Below are 24,556 nucleotides of genomic sequence, written 5' to 3' on the forward strand. Positions count from 1 at the left end.
TCACCCCAGGATCCACGAAAAAACCGGATTTAAAATCGCACCATAAAGATTCAGAATCCCGCTGACAATCGGCGTGATGACGGCGCCGAAAACCCCGGTGAACATCAAAATCAAAAGCACCCAATAGCCGTAATGGGAAAACGCCGCATAACGCCGCTGTGCTTCATAGGGTAAAAACTCCTGAAGCACCTGGGATCCATCCAGCGGCGGAATCGGAATTAAATTGAAAATGCCGAACATCACGTTGTACAGGTAAATGTTCTGCAGGATCAGCTGCAAAATCATATTGTTTAGCGGCAGGCAAGCGTCATAGGCTGCCATCCCGATAAAACCCAGAAGGAGATTTGTCAGACAGCCCGAAAGGGCCACCGCGATCATCCCCTTGCGCCGGTCTTTAAAATTGTCGGGATTGACCGGCACCGGCTTGGCCCAGCCAAAGCGAACGAAAACCAGCGCCAGCAGCCCGATAGGATCAATGTGTCTGAGCGGATTAAGGGTCAATCGGCCGGCCAATTTCGGCGTGTCATCTCCCATGGCTTCAGCGGCATAGCCGTGGGCCGCTTCGTGAAAGCAGATCGCGATGAGAATGCCCGGAATCGAAAAGATCAGATTTAAAAAATAGTCGCTTGAAAAATGAAACATTGTCTATAACCATTCCGGAACCCGGTCAAAATGCAGGAGTTCCTCATCCGTTTCCCGCTCGACGATCACCGCATCCCGATCGCCGGACAACAGCACCACCGCCGGCCGCCCAAAGCGGTTGTAAACGCTGGCCATCGTGTAATTATAAGCCCCGGTATTCGTCACCATCAATGTGTCGCCCACTGTCGGCTGATTGAGCGGCATTTCCGCGATAAGCTGATCGTTTTCGCAGGCGCGTCCGCTGATCCGACAGGATTCCAGCTGCTCCTCCGCTTTGCCGTTACAGATAAATGCTTCGTATTGCGCCCCGTAGAGGGCCGGCCGAGGATTGTCGTTCATACCGCCGTCAATCGCCACGTATTTGCGAACCCCCGGGATGGTCTTCACCGTTCCCACGGTATAAAGGGTTACCCCCGCTTCACAAGCGATAAACCGGCCGGGCTCCACCACCAGTTTCGGACATTCAAGGCCCTCCGCCCGGCACCACTGTTTGACATGGTCCACCATCTGTGGAATATACTTGAGGGTATCAAAGCTTTCATCACCGGTCAGATAGGGGATGCCGAAACCGCCGCCGAGATTCAGCGTGGTCAAGGGCACACCCTCCTGCACCAGTGCCTGATAGAGGCTTAGCATGCGGTCTGCCGCGAGCACAAAGGGTTTATCATCCACAATCTGCGAGCCGATGTGACAATGCAGCCCGTCGACGGTGATGCCGCGCATCTGCGATGCCTTGCGCACCACGGCCTTCGCCTGCTGATAGGGAATCCCAAATTTGGAATCCTCTGTCCCCGTCTGGATCAGCTCGTGGGTATGGGCCTCCACGCCGGGCGAAATGCGAAACATGATGGCGATTTCTGCCCCGGTTTCTGCCTGAATCGTTTCAAGGCGGGCAAGTTCATCCTCGCTGTCGACAACAATGTGCCCGACCCCATATTCAACCGCATAGCGCAGTTCGTCCACACGCTTGTTATTGCCGTGAAAACAAATGCGCTCCGCCGGGAATCCCGCTTTTAAAGCGGTCATGATTTCCCCGCGGGAAACCGTATCCAGCGAAATGCCTTCTGAAGCAATAATCCGGCACATCGCCAGGTTGGTAAAGGCCTTCCCCGCATAATTGATATCGTAAGCCACGCCGGTTAAATCAAACGCCTTTCTGATCGCCTTAATGCGGTCGCGGATTATATCCTCGCTCATCACATAGAGCGGGGTTCCGTATTTTTTTGCCAGGGCAACCGTATCAAATCCTGCAAATGTTAAATTCTCTGCCATGCGTTAACTCCTCGTCATCGATTTATTTGTGTGAATTCGCCGCAATCATGGCCGCGGCGCAATAGAAAATAAGAGGTGATCTGTGGCCGTTTCGACGCCATCGATCACCTCAATAATGTTTAAGAATGTGAGAAATAATAACCTAAGGCGCAAACGGTTTTTGCGTCTGTAAAATACTGTTTGTCGTAAAGTGCGCGGACCGTTTGAATGGGCAGGCGAACCACCTCAATAAATTCATCGTCATCGGCTTCAAGCGCTTGATGCTCAAGCTGCGTGGCAATAAAAAGAAAGGTTTCTTCATCGCAGCAACCGGGTGTCGGCCAGACTTTGCCGCAGGGAATTAACGCTGTCGGTTTCAGTCCGATTTCTTCCTGCAATTCACGCGTGCCGGTCATCTCCGGTGTCTCTTTGCCCTCCATCAAGCCAGCCGGGATCTCCAGCAGATAATCTTCAATCGCGGAGCGATATTGCTTGACAAAAAGCATCGTGTCGCCATCAACCGGCAATACACCAACACCGTTACGATGTTTAACGATTTCCCGCTTGGCCAGCTTGCCATTGGGCAGCTCGACGGTATTCAACTTTAAATCGAGAATTTTTCCCGCGTAAAGCACTTCCGATGTGACGATTTTCTCTTCATTATCCAAAGGATCTCCTCATTCGGCCATGAGCTTATCCAGCTCACTTTTAAAAGTTTCGACGTCTTTAAACTCGCGATACACGGACGCAAAGCGCACATAGGCCACTTGGTCAATCTTCTTGAGCTCATTCATCACCCGCTCGCCGATATAAATGGATGATACTTCTTTGTCTTCAATCTGATACAATTCCCGTTCCAGATTGTCAACCAGCTTTTCAATCGTCGCAATGGCAACTGGGCGTTTTTCGCAGGACTTGATGATTCCATTGTAAATTTTATTGCGGTCATAGGGTTCCCGCTGTCCGCTTTTCTTCACAACAATGAGCGGAATGTTTTCAATCCGCTCATAGGTCGTGAATCTTTTTTTACAATGTTCACATTCTCGTCGGCGTCGAATCATCGTGTTGTCATCGGCAGGTCTGGAATCAATGACTTTGCTGCCGTCGTAATTGCAAAACGGGCACTTCATACCTTAGTCTTCTTTATTTAAAAACGTCGGAATGGTAAACAGATCTTTCGAATCGTTTCTGGCCGGCTGTACGTTTCTGTTCGGCTGTTTCTGAGCACGCTGCTGGGACTGGGCGCCTTCTTTGATCGCCTTTAATTCTTCGCTTTCTTCTGCCGGCAAAAATCCGGTTGCGATCACCGTGATCTGGATTTCGTCGCCCATGCTTTCATCGATGGTAGCCCCAAAAATTACGTTTGCGTCTTCGTCGCAGGCTTCGCGCGCGATGGTTGCCGCTTTATCCACTTCAAACAAGGAGAGATCATCACCGGCTGTGATATTGAGCAGCACACCGGTTGCCCCGTTGATTTCGGTTTCGAGCAAAGGGCTCAAAATCGCTTCCTTGGCAGCTTCTTCCGCGCGGTTTTCGCCGGTAGCGCGGCCAACACCCATGTGCGCCAGGCCCGCGTCCTGCATGATGGTTTTCACATCGGCAAAGTCAAGACTGACAAGACCCGGCATGGAAATCAAATCGGAGATGCTCTTAACCCCCTGAAGCAGAACGTCATCCGCCAGCTTAAAAGCTTCTCTTAATGAGGTGGATTTATCTGCCATCCGCAGCAAACGGTCATTTGGAATGGTCACCAACGCATCGACGTTATCTTGAAGGAAGTCGCAGGCAATTTGCGCATTGCGCATGCGAACCCGCCCTTCGAAGGAGAATGGTTTCGTCACAACGCCAATGGTCAAAATACCCATTTCCTGCGCAATTTTAGCGATAATCGGCGCAGCTCCGGAGCCAGTGCCGCCGCCCATGCCAGCCGTTACGAAAAGCAGGTCCGTGCCCTGAATCACTTCGGCAATAGCATCTCGGCTTTCCTCCGCAGAGCGCTGTCCCATTTCCGGGTTTCCGCCGGCACCCAGACCACCGGTTGTTTTTTCGCCGATTTGCAGACGCTTTTCTGCCAATGTCAGGGCAAGCGCCTGATTGTCCGTATTAATCGAAACAAAATCCACGCCCTTCAGCCCGGATTCAATCATGCGGTTGACGGCATTATTTCCGCCGCCGCCAATGCCGACAACACGAATTTGAGCAAAATTATCGTTGTAGTTGTCCAGTTCTATCACTTTACTTCCTCCTGGTTCTCACATCTATATTGCTTATTTTAATGGGTTTGCTTTATTTTCTTATGGTTTATACCGTTTTATTGTATCGTTTTCTACTGGATATTTCAAGCGCGTAAACAATTTTTACAGTATTCTTTTTTTATAATAACCCTTCTTTTTTAACTTTGCAATACAGCAAGATTTTTTTTGCATTTTTTATGAATGTTTTTTCATTTTTATGCCAAACAGCTTGACTAACGATTCTTGACAATTGGATAAGGGCCGGTTGTCAAATCCACGTTCATATTGCTCTGCTTCTGAGAAAACAATGTTTGAATATAATCCATGTGCTTCTGCAGGTTCCCGACACTGACCACCTCGATATTGAGGTTCGATTTGGTAATGATTCGATAGGTATTATCCGACGTATAAGCCACTTCGGATACCTTTGTCAACATGCCGCCGGCTTCCAATGTCTTTAGAATAGCAAACGCTTCATCTTGCCTGCGCCAGGGCGCAAACGACAGAGTCTCGCCCGAACGATAACGCCCCTTCAACGTCAAACCCGAGAGCAAAGGCACATTCGTGTTGCTCAAATAGGGCGACGTCATCACCACTTTTCGCCGATTGTTGACGTAATAAATCTGCGATCCATTGTTGACGGCACACAAAATCGGCATTTCTTTCACATCGACAACCAGCGTGTTCGGAAACGCCCGCACGATGGCAACGCTTCGCACGTGAAGACTATCTTTGATATCGGCCGCCAACTCGTTGAGATTGACCGTTAAAATGTTCTGACCGATGGCCGTCGCCGCCTGATCCTTTACGGTCTGGTCATCTATGGTGACGTTACCTCGAATCTTGATGTTGCGAATGGTCAAATCCACAGGCTGCACCGTCCCGGAAAGCCAGTAACCGCCAACGCCCAAAATAGTGCCTGACACAATCATAATGAACAGAATGCGCAAAAACCGCTTGCGTTTGCTTTTTTTTAGGCGCTTGGCAATGCGCGCTCGCTTTGGGTCCTCTGCCACCGGCTCACCCCCTTCACCATTTCGCACGATGCCTACTCACCCATCAGAGCGAGCGCCTTTTCAACAATGCGTTCATCCGCATCCAGTTTTGCGTAGGTCAGTGCCTTTTGGGCCATCGCCCGGCGCTTATCCGCATCGCCGATCAGCGCCTCAGCTGCCGCGATCAATCCTCTGCCGCTCAGATCCTTTTCCTCGATGACGATGGCAGCTCCGGCTCTCGCCATGGCCACCGCGTTAAATTTCTGATGATCCCCTGCCGCATAGGGGTACGGAATCAAAATGCACGGCGTTCCGGACGCAGCCATTTCTGCAATGGAGGAAGCGCCGGAGCGCCCGATGATCAGATCCGCCGCCCCCATTAATGTCGGCATCTCGTTGGAGTAGGCCAGCAAGTGGCAGTTGGTGCCGTCGCCCCAGGGAATATGATCGGCATCCAGTGCCCGTGTCACCACTTCCCATTGCTTCTTTCCCGTCAGCTGGTAAAGCTGAACCTGCGGCCGTCCCGCGTAATGTGCCGTCACCGCGCGCATCGCGCCATTGATCGCGACCGCACCCTGGCTGCCGCCCATGGCCAACACCATGACGGCGTCATCAGCCAGCCCCAGTCGCTCCCGCATCACCTGGCGGTCGATATGCTTGAAATCGTCCCGCACCGGATTCCCGCAAAGCACGGTTTTTCCCGCCGGGAAATAGGCCGCCGCTTCTTCAAATGTCAATGCGACGCAATCGGCCGTCTTGGCTGCCATACGGTTGGATTTTCCCGGATAGGCATTTTGTTCGTGGATCAGCGTCGGCACTTTCATTTTCGCCGCTTCCCGGAGCAGAATCCCGGAGGTGAATCCGCCGGTGCCGATTACCAGCTGCGGCCGATACGCCTTGATGAGCCTCCGCGAATCCAGCGCGCTGAGCAGAATATTTTTAACCGCGATCGCCTTTTTAATCAAGCCGCGTTGAAAGCCGCTGGCGTTAATAAACGCCATTGGATAACCGTATTGGGGCACGATATCCTTTTCCATTCCCACGTGCGATCCCACAAAGGTGATCTCAATATCCGGCCGATGCTTTTTCAGGCAGGCCGCAATGGCCAGACCCGGATAAATATGGCCGCCGGTTCCCCCGGCTGCAATGAGCACGCTTTTCATTTTTGACCTCTTTTCGTTCGCTGCCGGCCTGAACGCCGGCGCTTTCCCGAATGCATTCCCCGCGAAAGATTGACAATCGGCCCGACCATCATGAACAAAATGACCATGGAGGTGCCGCCGGCACTGATAAAAGGCAATGCCATGCCCGTTACCGGCATGATGGACGTGGCCACGCCGATGTTTACAATCACTTGGAAGCCCAGCAAAGCGATGACCGAGCTGGTGTATAGATAGCCGAATTCATCCTTCGAGCTGTTGGCGATTTTAAACCCGCGATACAAAATATAGCCGAAGAGAACAAGCAGCAGCACGCAGCCGATCAGGCCGCACTCTTCGCCGATATTCGCAAAGATAAAATCGTTTTGCAGCTCGGGCAGAAAAAGCAGCTTCTGTTTGCCGTTGCCCAGGCCCCGACCGAAGATCCCGCCGGAACCAATGGCCAGAAGCGACTGGGAAATCTGATAATTGAGGCCGTTCTGCCCGAAAAAGACGTTCAGCCGCTCCATTCGCCAGGGTTCTTTAATCAACAGCGCTCCAATCCCCGCGCCCATCACCGCGATATAGGGCAGAAAAAAGCGGAAGGGAATCCCGCCGAAAAACATCACGAAGAGCATCGCGACCCCGATGGCCATCGCCGCGGACAATGACGGCTCAATAGCGGCCAAGACACAAATCACAAGCATCGGCACGATGCAATACAAAGTATATTTCGAAAAGCGCTTCTTAACCTCTGGCTTTTGCGAGATCACCGTGCTTAAATACAAAACGCCGGTGAATTTCGCGAACTCCGAAGGCTGAAAGGTCATAAATCCCAGGGAAATCCACCGCTTGGCGCCGTTCACCTCCATACCGACGACCAAAACCGCAGCCAACAACAAAATCGTAACGATGAGAAGCGTGCAGGCCAGCCTGAAATTATTCCACCTGCGGTAATTTTTCCGGCTCACCAGCCACATCACAAAAATCCCAAGAACCACGAAAAAGGCTTGCTTGAGAAAAAGCGACAATCCGTTGCTGCTCTCCACGCTCGACGTGTACATACTGGCCGAGAAAACCATGAGCAAACCAAAGCCACTCAAGATCAGCAAAGCGGTCACAAAATATTTATCCGGCTGACGGCTTCCCATGCCTGCCTCCTTCAGTGAATGCGTCGATTGTCAACGACACGCCGACGAACAGTGCTTCCATCTCATCCGCGAACCAATTGCTTAAACAGATTGCCTCGGTCTTCATAATTCGCAAACATATCCCAGCTGGCGCAGGCCGGCGAAAGCAGCACCGCATCCCCCGGTGCGGCCGCCGCCTTGGCCTTAGCCACCGCTTCCGGATAGTCTGCCACAAGCGAATAGTCTTTAAATCCGGCCGCCTCCGCCGCCTCCGCCATGGCCTTGGCTGTATCCCCGATGAGCAGCAGCTTCTTGACCTTCACCGTCACAAGTTGCATCATCCGGGTGTAATCTTCCTGTTTATCGTAGCCGCCGGCGATGAGAATCGTCGGTTTTGTCATGGCGTTAAGCGCTGTGATGGCCGCATCGGTATTGGTCCCCTTAGAGTCGTTGATATAATCCACGCCGCCAATGGTCGCCACAAACTCCTGACGGTGTTCCACGCCCTTAAACGCTCTGAGTGTTTTCTGGATGATGACCAGCGGCACCCCCATGAAATACGCCAGGCCGATCGCCGCCATGGCGTTCATTACATTGTGCGGCCCCTTAATGCCCAGCGCTTCCTCGGTGATCACGGCCGTATCCTGATCGGCGTCCGTACCCTCCGCGATCATCAGCGTCTGACCTTTCAGGTAAATCCCCTTTTCCGGCCGTCCCTTCAGACTAAACCAGATTTTTCGGGACGGAGCCTTTCTGACACAGCGCACCACGTCCGCATCGTCTGCATTGACCACCAGAATATCTTCTGCCGACTGATTTTCAAAAATGCGGGCCTTCGCCGCATAGTAATTTTCCAGGGTGCCGTGCCGGTTGAGGTGATCCGGTGCCAGATTTAAAATCGCCGCCGCTTTCGGCGCGAAGGTATCGATGGTTTCCAGCTGAAAGCTGGAAAGCTCACTGACAAAAAGATCCGCCGCAGTGGATGTCCTCACATGCTTGGATACGGCTTCGCCGATGTTCCCCACGGTATACACATGGGCATAACGGGAATCCTGCTCGAAAATTTTGCCCGTCAATGTGGTCGTGGTGGTTTTGCCGTTGGTCCCCGTGATCCCCACAAAGGGCGTATCCGTCAGGCGATAGGCCATTTCCACCTCGCTGATCACCGGAATTCCCCTGCGATAAGCCTCCTGAATGGCCGGAATCGTCAGCGGCACGCCGGGACTCGGCACCACCGTATCGACGCCGGCAAGGGCCGTTTTCGGCAGCTGGTGGCCAAAAAGGCAGGTCAGATGGGTTTTGGGCAACGCTTCAAAAGGCTCCAAAAAATTTTCCGAAGCTGAAAGCGCCTCATAATCCTTCGTATCTGTTAAAATCACCGCACTGCCTGCGGCTAACAAGGCCTCAGTTACCGCAACGCCTGTTCTCTCGGCACCAATCACCAAAACTGTTTTCACGCTGCCACCTCTCTATTCAAATGGATTTCCTGCTTACATTGCCAAAAACGCAATGCACACACAAAAAATCGTCACAATCCAAAACACGGCCACCACTCGGGTTTCCTTCCACCCAGACAATTCAAAGTGATGGTGGATCGGTGTCATTTTAAAAATGCGCTTGCCGTGCGTCGCCTTGAAATAGACCACCTGCATCACCACCGAGAGCGCCTCGGCCACGTAGATCAGGCCCGCGATGAGCACAAAAAGCTGCCTGTGCAGCATGATCGCCGAGACGATGACCGCCGCTCCCAATGCCATCGAACCGGTATCCCCCATGAAGATATCCGCCGGATTGGAATTCCAGCGCAGAAACCCGAGACACGCGCCGACCACCGCGCCGCCGAATGCCGCCGATTCAGGCCGTTTGAACATCACGGCGACAATCATAAAAAAGGTCGTCGCAAAGGCGGTCACGCCGGCACAAAGGCCGTCCAATCCGTCGCTGAGATTGACAGCGTTGGTCATGGCCACGACGGCGATGAAGGTAAAAGGATAAAACCAAAGACCGAAATCGACCGTCGCCCCGCTGAAGGGAATAATCATCGTCGTGCCGATCACCGCGTCGGTCCCCGCGTGCCAGGCGATCGCCGCCGCCGCCACAAATTGCATCGCCAGCTTCTGCCATGCCCGAAGACCAAGATTGTGTTTCTTCGTAACTTTGATGAAATCGTCGATGAAACCAATGGTCCCAAAGGCGATCATGCTGATCAGCGGAAAGAACACCCGCTGGCCTACCACAAAGGCAAAAATAATCATCGCGACGAGAATGCCCAATTGAATCACCAAGCCGCCCATGGTTGGTGTGCCGGATTTTTTTTGATGGCTCTTGGGGCCCTCTTCGCGGATCGCCTGTCCGAAATTCAACTTGTGAAGCACCGGCAAAAAATGCCGGGTGCCGATCCACACCACCAAAAAGCTGACGATCAGCGAAACCACTGCATAACGCATATCATTCATTGATTTATTTTCCTTCCCCAGGCTTTTCCCAACGGTCGCCGGTTTTAATCCTGTCGATGATACGGTCCAACGCAAGGCTGTGGGACGCTTTGATCAGCACGGTATCACCAGTCTGTGCTATCTCTCCAAGAATTTGTGCGGCAGCATCCACCGTCGCCGCCGCGACCGCCGGATGATTTGGCGCCGCGCCGCGCGCGCCCTCGCAAAGGGTCTCGGCCCATTCTCCCACGCCGATCAGCACATCCATGTGGGTGCCGGCGTATTCACCGACGGCGCGATGCCAGGCCTCCGCATTCTCACCGATTTCGAGCATATCGCCCAAAACTGCAATCTTACGCCCCTCCGCCACGGCGCAAACCGTATCCATCGCAGCACGCATGGATTCCGGATTGGCGTTGTAGGCATCGTTGACAAAGCGCAGCCCGCCGACCTCCGCCATCTGCATGCGGTTGCCGCTGGGCACAAACGCGTCGAGTCCTGCTTGGATGGCCGCGTCGTCGAGATGATAGTATCGACCGATCCAAATGGCTATCAGACAATTATACACATTGTGAATCCCCGGCCATTTAAAATGAAAGGGCACGCCGTCGGCTTCAAAATACAGCCCCGACAGATCCTCGCGGATCGCTTCCGCCTTAAGATCCGCATCCGGCTCGCGAATCCCCACGCGCACCACCCGATAATCCCGGGCGACAATTCTGCGCAGATAAGGATCGTCGCCGTTGATCAGAGCGATGTCATCCTTCTCCATAGTGCCGAAGATTTCCATCTTGGCTTTGAGGGTGTTCTCCTTCGAGCCCAAATTCTCCAAATGCGCCGAGCCGATGTTAGTAATCACGCCGATATGCGGGCGCACTTCGCCGATGGACCGGGCTATCTCTCCCGGATGATTCATCCCCATCTCGACCACGGCCGCTTCATGGGCCGGTGTCAGCTGAAACAATGTCAGCGGGACACCCACTTCATTGTTGAAATTGCCCTGGGTTTTCATCGTCTGGTACCCCATCGACAGCACCGAAGCGATCAGATCCTTGGTGGTCGTCTTGCCGGCAGACCCGGTCACTGCCACGACCGGAATATCATAACGCGCGCGGTTCGCCGCCGCCAGCGCCCGCATCGCTTCAAAGGTATCCGCAACGCCGACGATGCCCGCATCGATCTTCCCCTGCCATGCCGGCAGATGATCGCTGTCACACAAAACCGCCGCTGCGCCGTTCGCACACGCCGCATCGATAAAGTCGTGCCCATCGTTGCGCGCTCCGATGATCGGGATATACAGATCTCTCGGTTTGACTTGGCGGCTGTCGGTCGCAATGCCGTGAATCGCTGCACCCGGATGCACGACCTTGCCCTGTGTGATCGCCGCCACAGCCTCGACAGACCAGGGCTCGAATGCCATTTCGTTTGTTTTCTTTTGATTCGTTGTTTTAACCATTATCCTTGCTTTCTGCCCTTGATGATTTAAACCATTCAGGATTGTTCAAAGGTTACCGTGATTTCCGTCTGCCGATTGACTTGCGTTCCCGCCTTCGGATTTTGTGTTTTTGCAAAACCTGAGCCTTTGATCTTAAGCTTGAGTTTCAGTCCTGTCAGCACTTCGTTGGCTTCCTGCACATTCATTCCGCTTAAATCCGGTACGGTAACCTGATTGCTTTGATCGCTTTGGCTGGTCCCGGTTTCAAGCACCAGCACCGTTTTGCCATCATAAGTCGATTTGGCTTTAAGGCTCTGGGCCGTGACGATACTGCCTTTGCTCTCGTCGTCCACCCGATATTTAATGCCTTTTTCGTCCAGGATCTGCTTCGCGAAGGCCAGCTCCTGTCCTTCCAGATCCGGAACCCTGACCGCACTCTTTTGCAATTGACTTTTGCCCTTGCCGCTGGGATCCATATAATCTGTCGTCTGCTGTAAAATTTTAATACCGGCCGGCGCCGCCGCCTGAGCCCCAAAAGCGCCGGACTGCGCTTCATCAACCACGACGATGGTCGCGTACCGCGGATTGTTTACCGGTGTGAATCCGAAGAATGACGTCACATACTTCGTATGCGAATAGGTGCCGTTTTCCACTTTCTGGGCCGTTCCCGTTTTGCCACCGATGCTGTAATTGCCGGCAATGGTTGCAAGCTCCGGATTGCCAGTAACCACCTTTTCCATAATTTTGCGCATTTCTTTAGAAGTCGCCCTGGAAATGATCTGCTTGGACGACCCTTGAGAGCGGTTGGAACGGATACCGTTATTCTTCGTCGACACGACTGTCGGCTGACGATATCGGCCATTGTTGATCACGCAGTTCAAAGCGCTGATCAACTGGATCGGCGTCGTCATCAATCCCTGACCAAAAGACAAGTTGGAATAATCCAGCAGATTGATCTTTTGATCTTCCTGAAACACCCGGGTCATGATGCCGCTTTCTTCACCCGTTAATTCAATCCCTGTTTTCTTGCCGAAGCCGTAATCGTAGGCGTAACGATAAAACAGATTCGGATCAAGCTTTTGAATGATCTGCACCAGTCCCGGATTGCAGGAATTCGAAACCGCATCTGCCGCGGTCTCGACTCCGTGAACCGCCGTGCAATTGATGCGCACACCGCCCACCATGATATAACCGTTGCAAACCACCTTGGCATTTGGCGAAATCGCGCCTTCTTCAAAAGCCGAAGATGCCGTGATCGGCTTGAACGTCGAACCGGGCTCATAGGTAAAGTTAACACCCGGATTGTTCCACATCGCGTTGAGTTTGTCGCTTTTGGACTTACCCTTCAGCTGGTCTCCATAATTTTTCGCGTAGGCTTTGTTCAGCTTATTGGGGTTGTTCAAATTATAATCCGGCTTGGTGGCCATGGCCAGAATCTCGCCGGTTTTTACATCGATCACAATCGCCGTACCCCGCTTGGCTTTATACGTTTTGATCTGTTCGTTCAGTGCCTTTTCCGCAATGGTCTGGATATTGCTGTCGATTGTCAACACCAAATCCTTTCCCTTTTTTGCCTTTTTCACAATTTTAGTCTGGGACGGAATGGTATTGCCCGATGCATCTTTTTGAAAATAAGCCACGCCGTTTTCCCCTGAAAGCCACGCATCATAGGTACTTTCCACCCCGCTGACGCCATGATAACTTTGATCGGTAAAGCCAAGCACATAGGAAGCAAAATTGCCGTTGGTGTAATAGCGTCGGCTGTCATCAACTAATTCGACCCCGTTGGTGCCCAGGACATTGCCGTTTTTATCTTTTGTCGTCATATCCTCGAGAATTTTTTTCGCTAAAGAATTGTCAACCTTGGACTGGACGAGCACCGCCGAATTTTCTTTTTGCGTCAGATAAGCGTAGGCCTTTTTCTCCGTCAGATTGTCAAACATCGCCGCCAGTGATTTTGCAACGGCATCCGGATCATCAATCCTGCGGGGATACACATAGAGCGTCCCGGATTGATACATAATGCCGCCGCGATCTAACCGCCTGGCTTTTCTGCCCTGAGAAGCATTCACCCCCGTTTTGATCGTCACCGCATCATTTTCCTTCTGGTTGATCTTTTTCTCAAGACTTTCCCGGCTCACCGAAAGTTTGGCGCTCAGCTCGTCAATAAGTTTCTTCTTGTGCTTTACATCCCTTGGGACGATGTGCACTGCCTTAGCTGTCGAGTTCTGGGCAAGGATGTTCATATTGCGATCATAAATATTGCCGCGGGAGGCCTGGATATCCACCTCATCCACCAATTGATCCACCTGTCTCGCGTATTGATCTGTCGCGTCAAAAACCTGCAGGTAAATCAGCCGCGCCACGATAATCAGAAAGCCAAGGGTAAAAATGCTAATCACCAGCATCATGCGCCGATTGCGAATGCGTTTGTTCCGGCGGCTGTCTGCCTTATTTATTTTTTTTGATTGTTTGCTTCGAAAAAACCCCATTGATTGCCTCTCATTGCTGCATTCGATTCATCCAACGCGCCAGATAACCGCCAATGCCCTTTGCATTGGCAAGTTGATCCGATTTTTTCATCACAATATAAACATATTGTTTGGCCGTCGGCTCTGTCATGCCGTAATTGCGCGCTTTTGCTTCGATCGCCGCCAAATTCCGAGAACTGATAATTTTACCTTCCAGGCTGTCGTTAACCGATTGCTGTTCTTTCACTTGAGATTGCAGGGCACGCACGTCCCCATCCAGCGAAGTGATTACCGCCTGCTGAAGCAAAACACCGAAGCACGCCGCAAAAAAAATGACGATGCCAAACCGCGCCAGTGAGCGCTGCCGCTTGGCCCTTCGCCGGCGCACGCCCGGCCGCACCGATGCCCCGGTGTGCATCTGCCGGTCTCTCGCGGCCTCTCCCCCGCGGGAGAAGCGCCGTTTACGCCGCGAACGCGAAGCCTCTATTTGGTTTTTTTTTCGACGCTGTCTCATTTCGCGCTCTTTTCCCGGATATCCCGATTTAAATGCGTTCGGCAATTCTTAATTTGGCGCTTCTTGCCCGGCGGTTGGCCGCAAGCTCTGTCTCGCTCGGCACGATGGGTTTACGCGTAATCTTTTTAATCGTCGGCACCCGGCCGCAAACACATTGCGGCAATTCCGGCGGGCAGATACAGGGGTCTGCCTGTTCGGTAAACAGGCGTTTAACCAGCTGATCTTCCAGCGAATGGAACGTGATCACACAAATGCGCCCGCCGGGATTCAGACGATCGATGGCCGCCTTCAACGCGTCATTCAAAATACGCAGTTCCCCGTTCACCTCGATGCGCAGCGCCTGAAAAGTTTTCTTGGCCGGATGGCCTTTACGCTTGAGCTTTTCCGGATACGCCGCCTTGATGATCTCCGCCAACTGGCCGGTCCGAGTGATCGGCGCCTGCGCCCGAGCCTTCACAATAGCGGCCGCAACCCTACCGGACATTTTTTCTTCGCCGTATCCCCAAAGAATTCGTTTTAAATCCTCCTGGGAATAGGTGTTGACCACCCGCTCGGCTGTCAGCGGGCGGCTGCGATCCATCCGCATATCGAGCGGCCCGTCATGATGATACGAAAACCCCCGCTCCGCCTGATCAAATTGAAAGGAAGAAACCCCCAAATCGAAAAGAAAACCATCGGCCTTCTCGATCCCGGCATTATCCAACACCGTTTCGAGATCGACAAAATTATTCCTGACAAAAATTTTATGACAGCGCTGCGAACGCAGCCGCGTTTCGGCCCGGGATAACGCGTATTGATCCTGATCGATGCCGATCAGCGTGCCCTGATGCCCCAGCGCGCGGCAAATGGCTTCTGAATGACCGCCGCCGCCCAAGGTGCAGTCCACATAGATGCCACCCCGCACAATGCCAAGCCCTGCAATCGCTTCGTCGCGCAGCACCGTGATGTGTTTTCCCTGATTGTCTTCGTTCATCGCATACCTTACTAAATGCCCAAATCGGCCATCGCATCGGCCAAATTGGCAGCCGTCGCTTCGTTATAGGCCTGCCATTTCGCCTTATCCCAGATTTCAATGCGTTTGGTAACCCCGACGATCACCACATTTTTGCGAAGGCTTGCAAAGTCCCGCAGCCCCTGCGGAATCCCGACACGCCCTTGTTTATCCATAGCGCAGGCTGCCGCTCCAGCATAGAAAAACCGCGTGAAAGCGCGGGCCTTCTTGTCAGCCAGCGGCAATGCACTCAGCTTTTCCTGGAGCACCTGCCACTCACCCTCTGGAAACCCGAATAAACAGCCGTCAAGCCCCCGCGTAATCACAAAGGTCTCACCGAGAAAATCCCGAAATTTCGGCGGAACGATCAGGCGCCCTTTGTCGTCAATATTATAGGTATATTCGCCAAAAATTGCGTCCATCGCCGCCTCCCTTCGCAATTTTTACCACATTATACCACATTCCCCCACCACTGCACAAAACTTAAAGGATTTTCTGAACTTCCTCTATTCTTTTCGCCAGCGGCCAACAAAAAAGATCCGATCCCGAAGGAATCGGACTTCTCATTTACGCCAGCTTATCGTGAATATGCAGGCGATCAAAGCGGCCGGCGTTGCGGATGGTTTTGAGCGCATCCACCGTGAAATGGTAGACCGCGCCGCAAAAATGACATTTTACCTCGATGGTTTCCCCGTCGGCAATCATTTCATCCATATCCTTCTTGCCAATAGCTGCCAGTGCCCGGGACACTTTCTCCTGATCACAATCACAATAAAAAGTTACCGCCAGCCGATCGTTCATCACCAGGTCCAATTCGCCCAAAATGGTTTTTAAAATCGCTTCGGGGCTCAGGCCTTTGGCCATCATGGCCGTGATGCTGTCTATTTCCGAAATTTTTTGTTCCAGACGGGCGATTACTTCATCCGGGGTATCCGGCATCAGCTGGATGATAAAGCCCCCTGCCGCCTTCACCGAACAATCCGGATTGACCAGCACGCCCAAGCCGACTGCCGAAGGGGTTTGCTCTGAGACATTGTAATAATAGGCCAGGTCTTCGGCGATTTCCCCGGTAAGCAACTCGCAATTACCATTGTAGGGTTCTTTCAGTCCCAAATCGCGGATGACCCGCAAGGTGCCTTTGCCGATGGCGCCGCCGACATCCAGTTTGCCCTGGGCGTTGAGCGGCAGATCCACCGACGGATTGCCGGCATAACCCTTCACCCGGCCGCGACTGTCCGCCGTGACGATCAACCCGCGGGCCGGGCCGTCCCCGCTGATCTGCAGGGTCAGCACATCCCGGTCCCCCTTCATCATGCCCCCCATCATGGCACCGGCCGAAAGCAGCCGGCCCAGGGCCGCTGTCATCACCGGCGACGTCTGATGACGGATGCGGGCTTCCTCCACCGTTTCCGCCGCGCTGACGGCAAAAGCGCGAATATGCGCGTCTGCCGCTGTTCCCATAACCATATAATCTGACATCATCTGCCTCACTTTCTAATTTTCTGTTTATGATTCGCCCATTGCCTGCGATCTGTTTCAAAAAGAATGTGCTGCTTATTCTACCACGCTTCCTTTCCTGTGACAACGCCCATTTGTACGCGCCGTTTTGAATCTCCTCCGCTTTTTACGTCAGCATTTGAATTTGCCCCTCTTTTATATTAGAATTGAAGCGCCATTTTCACATGCTCTCAAAAACAACACGCGTCAGGAGGTTCCCCATGCGCAAAGATCTCACTCAAGGCGGCGTTTACCGCAACCTTGTTTTTTTCTCCCTGCCCTATTTGCTCGCCTGCTTTCTTCAAACTTTTTATGGCATGGCTGACCTTTTTATCACCGGCCAGTTTAACGGTGCCGCGATTATCTCTGCCGTCTCCATCGGTTCCCAGGTGATGCACATGCTCACGGTGATCATCGTCGGATTGGCCATGGGCACGACCATCGTCATCGGCCGTGCCATCGGCGCGAAAAACGACCGGGCTTTAACGGCAGCCGTCGGGACAAGCATCGTCTATTTTGCGGGACTCTCCCTGCTCTTAACCGCCGCGCTGATATTGGGTGTCTCGCCGATTTTAACGCTTTTATCCACCCCGCCGGAGGCCGTCGCCGAAGCGCGGCACTACCTGCTGATTTGCTTTGCCGGCATTCCGTTTATCACCGCCTACAACGTCCTCAGCAGCATCTTTCGCGGCATGGGCGACACCAAAAGTCCCATGATTTTCGTGGGCATCGCCGGGGTGATCAACCTGGTGATGGACTATCTGCTCATCGGTCCGATGCAAATGGGCGCTGTCGGTGCGGCTCTGGCCACTGTACTCTCCCAGGCTGTATCCGTGTTCTTTGCCTTGGCTGCCCTGCGCCGCTTTGACCTGAACATCGTCCTTCATCGGCGCGATCTGCACATCGACCGGTCATCCTTTCGCACCATCTTTGCCATCGGTGTTCCCATCGCTTTGCAGGACGGCCTTGTGCAAATCGCCTTTTTATTTATCACGGTGATTGCCAACCAACGGGGCGTCAACGCGGCAGCGGCCGTCGGCATCGTCGAGAAAATCATTTCCTCTCTCTTTCTGGTGCCGTCGGCCATGCTCTCGGCCATCTCGACCATCGTCGCCCAGAATGCCGGCGCCGGACAGCATCGGCGTGGCCGGCAAACCCTCTTTGCCGCTATGCTCACCGCCGTAAGCTTTGGTCTTGCCGTAAGCCTCATCGTTCAATGCCAGGCGGTGCCGATTCTTAGCCTCTTTGCCCGAAACGACGCCGCTGTCATCACCATGGGCGCCGATTATTTTCGATCCTATGTTTTCGACTGTATCTTTGCCGCCATCCATTTTTGTTTTTCCGGCTATTTTTGTGCTTACGGCAAATCACTGCTGTCTTTTGTGCAAAACGCAGTCTCTGTGGTCGCCATCCGCGTTCCGGGGGCCTATCTCGCCACGCGCTATTTCCCCCGCTCTCTTTATCCGATGGGGTGGGCCGCACCGCTGGGCTCTTTGCTTTCGGCAGTTCTCTGCGTAATTTTTTTCATTGCCTTTCGGAAACATTGGTCCCGAGAGATTCCCCAATAAGTGAATTTAAAGAGCCAACAAAAAACCACAATGGTACAGCAATCGTGATTTTTATCGTTTGGGATCATACTAACCTTTTCAGGCTTCTTCCAAAATCTGCACGGTGCAGCCCTCCAGATCCCGGGCAAAAGGCAAAACGAACGTGAGAACCGGGAGAAATAATCTCCCCAAGACTCGCGTCCTGATCTTTAAGCGCTGCTATCGCCTCGTCCAGGCCATCCGTTTTAAGGCCGAAGAAAACCCGCGCTGTTGCACGCCGGCACGCCGTCGCCGAGCGGCTTCATGCGACTGATCGTTCTTGCCAAGCATCGCGATCTCGGTGCCGTGCGCCGAAAAACGACTGCCCATCGGCAATCCCATTAACGCATGATAAAATCACAATGACGTTTCTAAATCAGCTACATGAATCGCCATTAAATTCAGCTCCTTTCTTCTCTCTCTTCCTTTATGATTTATTTCCGCGATATCACAAAACGATTCTTGCCATCTATTTTGAGCAAAAAATAAAGACATCGGTATGAGTGCAGCATACCGACGCCTACTCGAACAACCCGTGGCTATTCACATGATATTTTTCTTCATAAATTATCTTATCACCTGGTTTCGCGGTTGTTCAAGATTAACACTTTATATTTCCCTGTTTTTTAAGGGTTCAGATCATACTAACTTTATTGCCCGTTCAAATTTAATAGAAGTGACGCATATAATAAGTTGACTTCTTGGCTAATTCTTTGTTGAACTGATCAAATCCCAATGTTTCAGCCAAAGTTTTCTGATTTGAAAACAGATTGGCGCCCAGTCCGAGACGATTGCCCTTGATCCGATACCCCATACTCGCCAGTGTCGTCGGCAACATGTCCATCGGCGTAAAGACGCGGTTCTTGAGATTGAGGGGCTCCTCTGTATCGCGCGCGCCATTGATGATGCAATTGTAAACCGTCCGATCGTAATAGGAGATTCCGGCCACCAAGTCATTGTCCATTCGGGGATGATCGCCCACGATCACGATCACTGTGTTGGGATACCAACTTTGCTGCTTGGCCCAATTCACAAAATCGTAAACCTGGCGGTCGGCGCAATCCACCGCATCAGCCGCCTGACTGCCGTACCGGCGGTAGCAATTCTGGCAGAGATAGCCGTGGGGAAAATGGGTATCCGCCGTCAGCATTGTCAGATTAAAAGGCTTATTCTTGCCCGCCAGTGCCGTCGCTTCAATCTTTGCATATTCGTAGAGTTTCGCATCTTCATACCCCCACCACACATGATAATCCTTTGGAATATAGCCGCGCTTCTTGGCAGTTTTCAGATCAAAAATCGCATATTTTCCATGATCTTTAAAATAAGTATTGCGCCCGGCAAAACTCGAATCCGAACCGCAGAGGAATTCTTGATTGTAGCCTTTTTTCTGCAAAATATCGCCCAAACTTGTAATTCCCGAAGCAAAAGTTTTGCGCTCGTTCATGCTGTTGCCGTTCGTTGGAAGGGCATAGGGCACCCCGCTGGTCTGAGCAAAGAGCGACCCCATCGTCCAGCCCGTTCCCGTTGTGTTGTGAAAGCCGCCCAGCTGATTGCCATCGGAAAACGAAACGTTCTCATTGGCCAGCGCCGTCAAATTGGGAATATAATTCGCATAGGGCTGAGCCCCGCCGGCTATTTGGGAGGCATAGGTTGTCTCCATGCTCTCCATATAAATGTAAATGACGTTTTTCTTGGTCTTGCCGTCAGTGGAAATACTTGTCCGATTGGGATCGACATAATATTTTTCGTAGATCTTCGTTCGCTGATTGGCTTTTCGGGCATATTGGGTGATGCCAAGACTCCTATCCAGATACTGCCATGCCCCGCTCAGCAGTATAACCGCGCCAACTATCAGCAACAGCCGATACACATAGATCAAATTGATCCGCATTTTGTGCCGGCCAAACGGCCGTGTCAGTTTCACCTCGATTTTCGACAATACGCGAAAATCCAACACGATCAAAACGACGGCCACCGCGGCTGCCGCGATAATCTGCGGCAGACAAAAGATCACAGCGCGCGAAAAAAAATGGGTGTTTGCCCCCTTCATCGGCGATGTCACCGTAAAAATAATTTGCTCAATCTTGACGCCAAAAGTCTTGTTAAGCCAATCCGTGGCCCGGTAACTGATCATAGCGACCATCCAGATCAGCGTGGTCAATACATAAAAAGCGATTTTGCCGATTTTAACCCAAAATTGTTTCATCTTCTGCCGATTTATCTGCTTTTGGATCTGTCTCGACCGCTTCGCCATCCCCATAATCCCCTTTCCCGTCTTGCTCCTCCGGCTGTTTTTTTTCCGCAGATTTCTCCGGCATCACTTCCTGAAATTTGATCGCGTCCGTCTGAACACCTAATGTCGCTGTTTCCGCTGATTTGATTATAACTTGCTTATCATCGACACTTGGCACGGCACCATGATCTGCGGGCATCTCCGGCATTGACTCCCCGACATCCTGAAACGCATCCGCCCGCGGTTGAACCACTCCTTTTTCCTTCAAATAATCGACGCCTTTCTTCTCCAAACGTTTTTCTCGCTTCCGAGCGTTAATTTCAACCCGAACGCCGCTGTATTTTCTGAAAATTTCTCCCACAAAGGGCAAAATTATAGCGCCAAAAACGGCAATCAATAAACACCATATGCTTTCTGGTTCCAAATAAATCTTTAATGTTTTCACCATACTCCAAACGACAAATTTAACAACCAGAAGGTTGAGTACCGTTAATATGCCATAAATTCGAATCGATTTGACGACCGATACCTCATGCCCCAAACGATGAAGAAAAATTTCCCATGCGATGAAGGGGACTAAAAATAAAATGATAAATTGTGTCATTGCGCTGCCTTTCTGTATGTATTTAAAGCTGGGATCAAGCCCATTTATTATACCCACCGCGTTCAAATTATTCAAATTGAATACTTAAGACTCAATACGCATATTTTTATACATTTTTTCTAACTTAAAAAGAGCGCAGCGCATACGCCGCACTCTTTTTGACATGATTACCTATTCTTCAATTTTAATTGTTCTTATCATCCTTCAAATCGCTGTACGCCACCAAACCATTAAAGGCATTATCCAACACCGTTTTTTGATCTGCCGATATATTTCCTTCAGAGACATTGTAAATCATAATGACGTTATATTTCCCAAAGAATAGATAGCCGTTGATCTGGGCATTCCCTCTGCTCATCTTAAGGCTATATGCTTTTCCGGAAGCAATCGGACTTTTGACAGCGTTCATTTCCACCTGCATTCCATTGAACGCTTTCTGCATTGCTCTTTCGAAATACTGCTTAAACGCCGCATCTGAGAAATTTTGGGTGCTGCTGCTAATGTATCTGCGCGCAATGAGCAAATTTTGAGCCGCAGAGGCACTGCCCCCCGGCCCATAGAACGTCACATTCGACGTTGTTCGGGTGGTATCCATGCGCCAGTCTGATGGAATCGGCACCGTGTAAGAGCCGGAGAGAACGCGTTTGGTAGTCGGTGGATTCTGCGTGTATTTCTTGGCGGCCTTCTTCGCTTTCTTGCTATTCCAGTACACCTTAACCTGATAATACTGCGACATCTCGTCAACGGTTGCCTGGGTTTTGTCGTTCGCCGCATTGTTCGCGATATTGATCATGCCCATAACATAATTGGTCGTTTCTTTATCCTTGCCGACAATCTTTGTCAAAAACTCCGTGCGGCACACGCTATAATATCCGTTGCCATATTGCGGCAGAACCTGAAAACCCGTGCGATAGTAGGTATTCCCGTCTTCCGTTTTTTTAATTTTGCCCAAGGTATCGACCGCCGCATTGAGATTCGGCGCCGCCATGGAACCATATTTTTGCAGATAAGCCTTTGTGCCGCCGGCAGAATTCACGTAAGCGGCATCGACGCTGCGCAAATTCAACGAAGTTCCGTTAGCCGACGCGCTTAAATGATTCCCTGAAGCTGATTTGCTGCCGTCTTTCGGAATAAATACCTGTAATTTTTTGCCGGTCTTCAGTTCCAGCGATGATTCCCCCAATCGCTTAAACTGATCGTAATCTTTCACCTCGGTGCCGAGTGTTGGTGCTTTGCCGCAGGCGGTGAGCAATGCGCCCAAAACCATGCAAGCCGCCACTAATGCCACGATGCTGCGCTGTTTTAATGTTTTTATCTTCATCATCTAATCCTCTTTCTCTGCCAATTTCAATCATATCCAAATTTTACTTAAATTTAATCGAATTAACTTTAACAAGAAATTCTTTGCCATAATATTAATTCTTTTGTCAGACACTGATCCGATCCTTTAGTTGCTCGTACAGTTTATCCCCGATGCGATTGACCTCCTTAATTTCTTCCGTTGAGCTAAATGGACCGTTTTTCGTGCGGTAGTCGATAATATTCTGAGCCAGCACTTCACCGATGCCCGGCAATGTCATGAGTGTTTCCTTCGATGCTGTGTTGATATTAACAGTCGCCGTTCCTGCCGTATTCTGATTCGCCATTTGCGCCGATGCGTTTCGGTTGGGCACCGTGAGCTTCTGGCCGTCCTTAACTTTTTCCGCCAAATTGAGGGCATTGACATCGCCCTCTGCCGTTGCCCCGCCAGCTGCCTTAATCGCATCATTCACCCGGGCGTCCGGCGACAGACGGTATAATCCCGGCCGATTGACTGCCCCGGCGACATGCACCATTATTTTCGATGACGCAGCACTCCCTCTTTTCTGAGATGTCTGCGAGATCTCTGAGTTGCTGAGGACTTTTTCGTTGGCCTGTTTCAATTTGATCCAGAAACTGCCAATCGCCAATACGGCAACCGTTGCGACAGCCATCAAAAGCATTATTTGTTTTCTTCGCCGTTTGCTTTCGGACTTCATGCCTGTTTCCCCCGTAAAAGTCATTGCACAAATGTTTACAGTTTCATTTATTATATCACGAGATCGCATCCGATAGTGATTTTTTCAAAAAATAAAAAATCCCGAGACAGCTCTCGGGATCAATGATTGATTTATGACAATTTGTGAATAAACAACCCGCTGCGCAGCTTGGGCTCAAACCAGGTAGACTTAGGCGGCATCAAAAGCCCCGCATCCGCAATGGCCATCAGCTCGGCGATCGACGTCGGAACCATGGCAAAAGCCACGCGCATATCGGTGGCCACCCGGCGTTCAAGTTCGGTCAAGCCGCGAATCCCGCCGACAAAGTCGATGCGCGCATCGGTTCGGGGATCCCCGATTCCCAAAATCGGGGCCAGCAAGTTTTCCTGCAGAATCGACACATCCAGACTCTTCACCGGATCTTCGGGATCGTAAGTGCCGGCCTTGGCACTCAGGCGGTACCAGGTGCCCTCCAAAAGCATGGTAAATGTCGCCTTGGCATCCGGCGCCGCGGCTTTTTTCCCCAGGCGTTCAATATTAAAATCCCCTTCGATCGCCTTGAGAAATTCCGTCTCCGACAGGCCGTTCAAATCTTTCACAACGCGATTGTAATCCATGATGGACAGTTCGTTGTCCGGGAAAATCACCGATAAAAAATAATTGAAGGGTTCTTCCCCGGTGTAGCTCGGATGGACTTCCCGCCGCATCTGTGCCACTTTAACGGCCGAAGCCGCACGGTGATGACCATCGGCAATATAAAGCGCAGGGACGGCTGCGAATTGATCGATCAGCGCGTCAATCGTCGCCGCGTCGTCAATGATCCACACCCGATGGCGCACCCCGTCATCGGCCGCAAAATCGACGGCGGCGTCCATCTTTTTGACCTGATTCGTCAACGCTGCAATGGCTTCCTGATGCCGATAAGTCAAAAAAATCGGACCGGTATTGGCATCGCAGGCATCCACGTGACGGATGCGGTCCTGCTCTTTATCCGCTCGGGTCAGCTCGTGCTTTTTGATCGTTCCGTCCAAATATTCGTCGACGGCGGTGCAGGCGACAATGCCCGTCTGGCTGTGTCCATTCATCGTCAGTTCGTAAAGATACAGGCAAGGGGTTTCGTCCTGTATCAGCACCTGCCTGGCAATCAGCCGTTCGAGATTCACTTTGGCCTTGCGATACACCGCCGGATCGTAAGGATCAATGCGCTCGTCCATCGTGGTCTCGGGCCGGTCCACCCGCAAAAAGGAGTCGTACCGGCCTCGAGCCGCCGCCCGGGCTTCCGCGCGATTATAAACATCATAGGGCAGCGCCGCGACAGCCGCTGCTTTCTCCGGCGCCGGCCGCAGCGCTTTAAAGGCTTTAATGGTCGCCATGATTACTC

At 51.8% G+C, this 24,556-nt stretch carries 22 protein-coding genes; 1 reads left to right on the plus strand and 21 read right to left on the minus strand.

The genetic code is table 11. The features are described from left to right. From HMPREF0721_RS04835 to hslO, 16 genes are all read right to left on the minus strand, one after another. A complete protein-coding gene (locus HMPREF0721_RS04835) occupies positions 1–642 on the minus strand; it encodes a site-2 protease family protein (protein WP_006598477.1) in 642 nt (213 codons plus the stop codon). Between the two features lie 3 nt (positions 643–645). Then, positions 646–1,914 (minus strand): diaminopimelate decarboxylase, encoded by a 1,269-nt coding sequence (lysA, locus tag HMPREF0721_RS04840; RefSeq protein ID WP_006598478.1) that lies wholly within the window; start codon positions 1,912–1,914, stop codon positions 646–648. A 119-nt stretch (positions 1,915–2,033) separates the two neighbouring features. Next, positions 2,034–2,561 carry an NUDIX hydrolase gene (locus HMPREF0721_RS04845; protein WP_006598479.1) on the minus strand — a complete coding sequence of 176 codons (528 nt, stop codon included), beginning with the start codon at positions 2,559–2,561 and terminating at the stop codon, positions 2,034–2,036. Positions 2,562–2,570: 9 nt separating this feature from the next. Then, positions 2,571–3,023, minus strand: coding sequence for a transcriptional regulator NrdR (gene nrdR / locus HMPREF0721_RS04850; protein ID WP_006598480.1), 453 nt, complete (start codon positions 3,021–3,023; stop codon positions 2,571–2,573). A gap of 3 nt (positions 3,024–3,026) precedes the next feature. Beyond that, entirely contained in the window at positions 3,027–4,127 is a 1,101-nt protein-coding gene (gene ftsZ, locus HMPREF0721_RS04855) for a cell division protein FtsZ (protein ID WP_006598481.1), read from the minus strand. A gap of 233 nt (positions 4,128–4,360) precedes the next feature. After that, on the minus strand, positions 4,361–5,143 hold the full coding sequence (locus tag HMPREF0721_RS04860; protein ID WP_040639919.1) for a cell division protein FtsQ/DivIB: 783 nt from the start codon (positions 5,141–5,143) through the stop codon (positions 4,361–4,363). Positions 5,144–5,175: 32 nt separating this feature from the next. Continuing rightward, positions 5,176–6,285, minus strand: a complete 1,110-nt coding sequence (gene murG, locus HMPREF0721_RS04865; RefSeq protein ID WP_006598483.1) for an undecaprenyldiphospho-muramoylpentapeptide beta-N-acetylglucosaminyltransferase — start codon at positions 6,283–6,285, stop codon at positions 5,176–5,178. Continuing rightward, positions 6,282–7,412, minus strand: coding sequence for an FtsW/RodA/SpoVE family cell cycle protein (locus HMPREF0721_RS04870; protein ID WP_006598484.1), 1,131 nt, complete (start codon positions 7,410–7,412; stop codon positions 6,282–6,284). Before HMPREF0721_RS04870 ends, murG begins: the two co-directional genes overlap by 4 nt. A gap of 62 nt (positions 7,413–7,474) precedes the next feature. Next, positions 7,475–8,848 (minus strand): UDP-N-acetylmuramoyl-L-alanine--D-glutamate ligase, encoded by a 1,374-nt coding sequence (gene murD / locus HMPREF0721_RS04875; protein ID WP_006598485.1) that lies wholly within the window; start codon positions 8,846–8,848, stop codon positions 7,475–7,477. A 33-nt stretch (positions 8,849–8,881) separates the two neighbouring features. Continuing rightward, the gene (mraY, locus tag HMPREF0721_RS04880; RefSeq protein WP_006598486.1) at positions 8,882–9,847 is read right to left on the minus strand and encodes a phospho-N-acetylmuramoyl-pentapeptide-transferase; all 966 of its coding nucleotides are present in this window, start codon (positions 9,845–9,847) and stop codon (positions 8,882–8,884) included. Positions 9,848–9,851: 4 nt separating this feature from the next. Next, a complete protein-coding gene (locus HMPREF0721_RS04885; RefSeq protein WP_006598487.1) occupies positions 9,852–11,282 on the minus strand; it encodes a UDP-N-acetylmuramoyl-tripeptide--D-alanyl-D-alanine ligase in 1,431 nt (476 codons plus the stop codon). A gap of 35 nt (positions 11,283–11,317) precedes the next feature. After that, a complete protein-coding gene (locus tag HMPREF0721_RS04890; protein WP_006598488.1) occupies positions 11,318–13,753 on the minus strand; it encodes a penicillin-binding transpeptidase domain-containing protein in 2,436 nt (811 codons plus the stop codon). Between the two features lie 10 nt (positions 13,754–13,763). Then, positions 13,764–14,246: a septum formation initiator family protein gene (locus HMPREF0721_RS04895; protein ID WP_006598489.1), complete on the minus strand. Its 483-nt coding sequence runs from the start codon at positions 14,244–14,246 to the stop codon at positions 13,764–13,766. Positions 14,247–14,274: 28 nt separating this feature from the next. After that, positions 14,275–15,219 carry a 16S rRNA (cytosine(1402)-N(4))-methyltransferase RsmH gene (gene rsmH / locus HMPREF0721_RS04900; protein ID WP_006598490.1) on the minus strand — a complete coding sequence of 315 codons (945 nt, stop codon included), beginning with the start codon at positions 15,217–15,219 and terminating at the stop codon, positions 14,275–14,277. Positions 15,220–15,230: 11 nt separating this feature from the next. Further along, entirely contained in the window at positions 15,231–15,659 is a 429-nt protein-coding gene (gene mraZ, locus HMPREF0721_RS04905) for a division/cell wall cluster transcriptional repressor MraZ (protein ID WP_006598491.1), read from the minus strand. 145 nt (positions 15,660–15,804) lie between these two features. Then, a complete protein-coding gene (gene hslO, locus HMPREF0721_RS04910; protein WP_006598492.1) occupies positions 15,805–16,719 on the minus strand; it encodes an Hsp33 family molecular chaperone HslO in 915 nt (304 codons plus the stop codon). A 236-nt stretch (positions 16,720–16,955) separates the two neighbouring features. On the opposite strand from hslO, the gene HMPREF0721_RS04915 reads away from it, so the two are divergent. After that, positions 16,956–18,302 carry an MATE family efflux transporter gene (locus HMPREF0721_RS04915; protein ID WP_006598493.1) on the plus strand — a complete coding sequence of 449 codons (1,347 nt, stop codon included), beginning with the start codon at positions 16,956–16,958 and terminating at the stop codon, positions 18,300–18,302. Positions 18,303–18,987: 685 nt separating this feature from the next. Here the strand turns inward: HMPREF0721_RS04915 and HMPREF0721_RS04920 are convergent. The 5 genes from HMPREF0721_RS04920 to HMPREF0721_RS04940 form a co-directional block, all read right to left on the minus strand. Continuing rightward, a complete protein-coding gene (locus HMPREF0721_RS04920) occupies positions 18,988–20,526 on the minus strand; it encodes an LTA synthase family protein (RefSeq protein WP_006598496.1) in 1,539 nt (512 codons plus the stop codon). Further along, the gene (locus HMPREF0721_RS04925; protein ID WP_040639921.1) at positions 20,507–21,157 is read right to left on the minus strand and encodes a hypothetical protein; all 651 of its coding nucleotides are present in this window, start codon (positions 21,155–21,157) and stop codon (positions 20,507–20,509) included. Before HMPREF0721_RS04925 ends, HMPREF0721_RS04920 begins: the two co-directional genes overlap by 20 nt. Positions 21,158–21,341: 184 nt before the next feature. Beyond that, positions 21,342–22,481 (minus strand): hypothetical protein, encoded by a 1,140-nt coding sequence (locus HMPREF0721_RS04930; protein ID WP_006598498.1) that lies wholly within the window; start codon positions 22,479–22,481, stop codon positions 21,342–21,344. Between the two features lie 103 nt (positions 22,482–22,584). Further along, entirely contained in the window at positions 22,585–23,175 is a 591-nt protein-coding gene (locus HMPREF0721_RS04935; RefSeq protein ID WP_040639922.1) for a ComEA family DNA-binding protein, read from the minus strand. Positions 23,176–23,306: 131 nt separating this feature from the next. Further along, positions 23,307–24,548 (minus strand): DUF1015 domain-containing protein, encoded by a 1,242-nt coding sequence (locus HMPREF0721_RS04940; RefSeq protein ID WP_006598500.1) that lies wholly within the window; start codon positions 24,546–24,548, stop codon positions 23,307–23,309. Positions 24,549–24,556: the final 8 nt, after the last annotated feature.

Origin of the sequence: Pseudoramibacter alactolyticus ATCC 23263, from assembly GCF_000185505.1 — a bacterium.
Classification (GTDB): Bacteria; Bacillota; Clostridia; order Eubacteriales; family Eubacteriaceae; genus Pseudoramibacter; species Pseudoramibacter alactolyticus.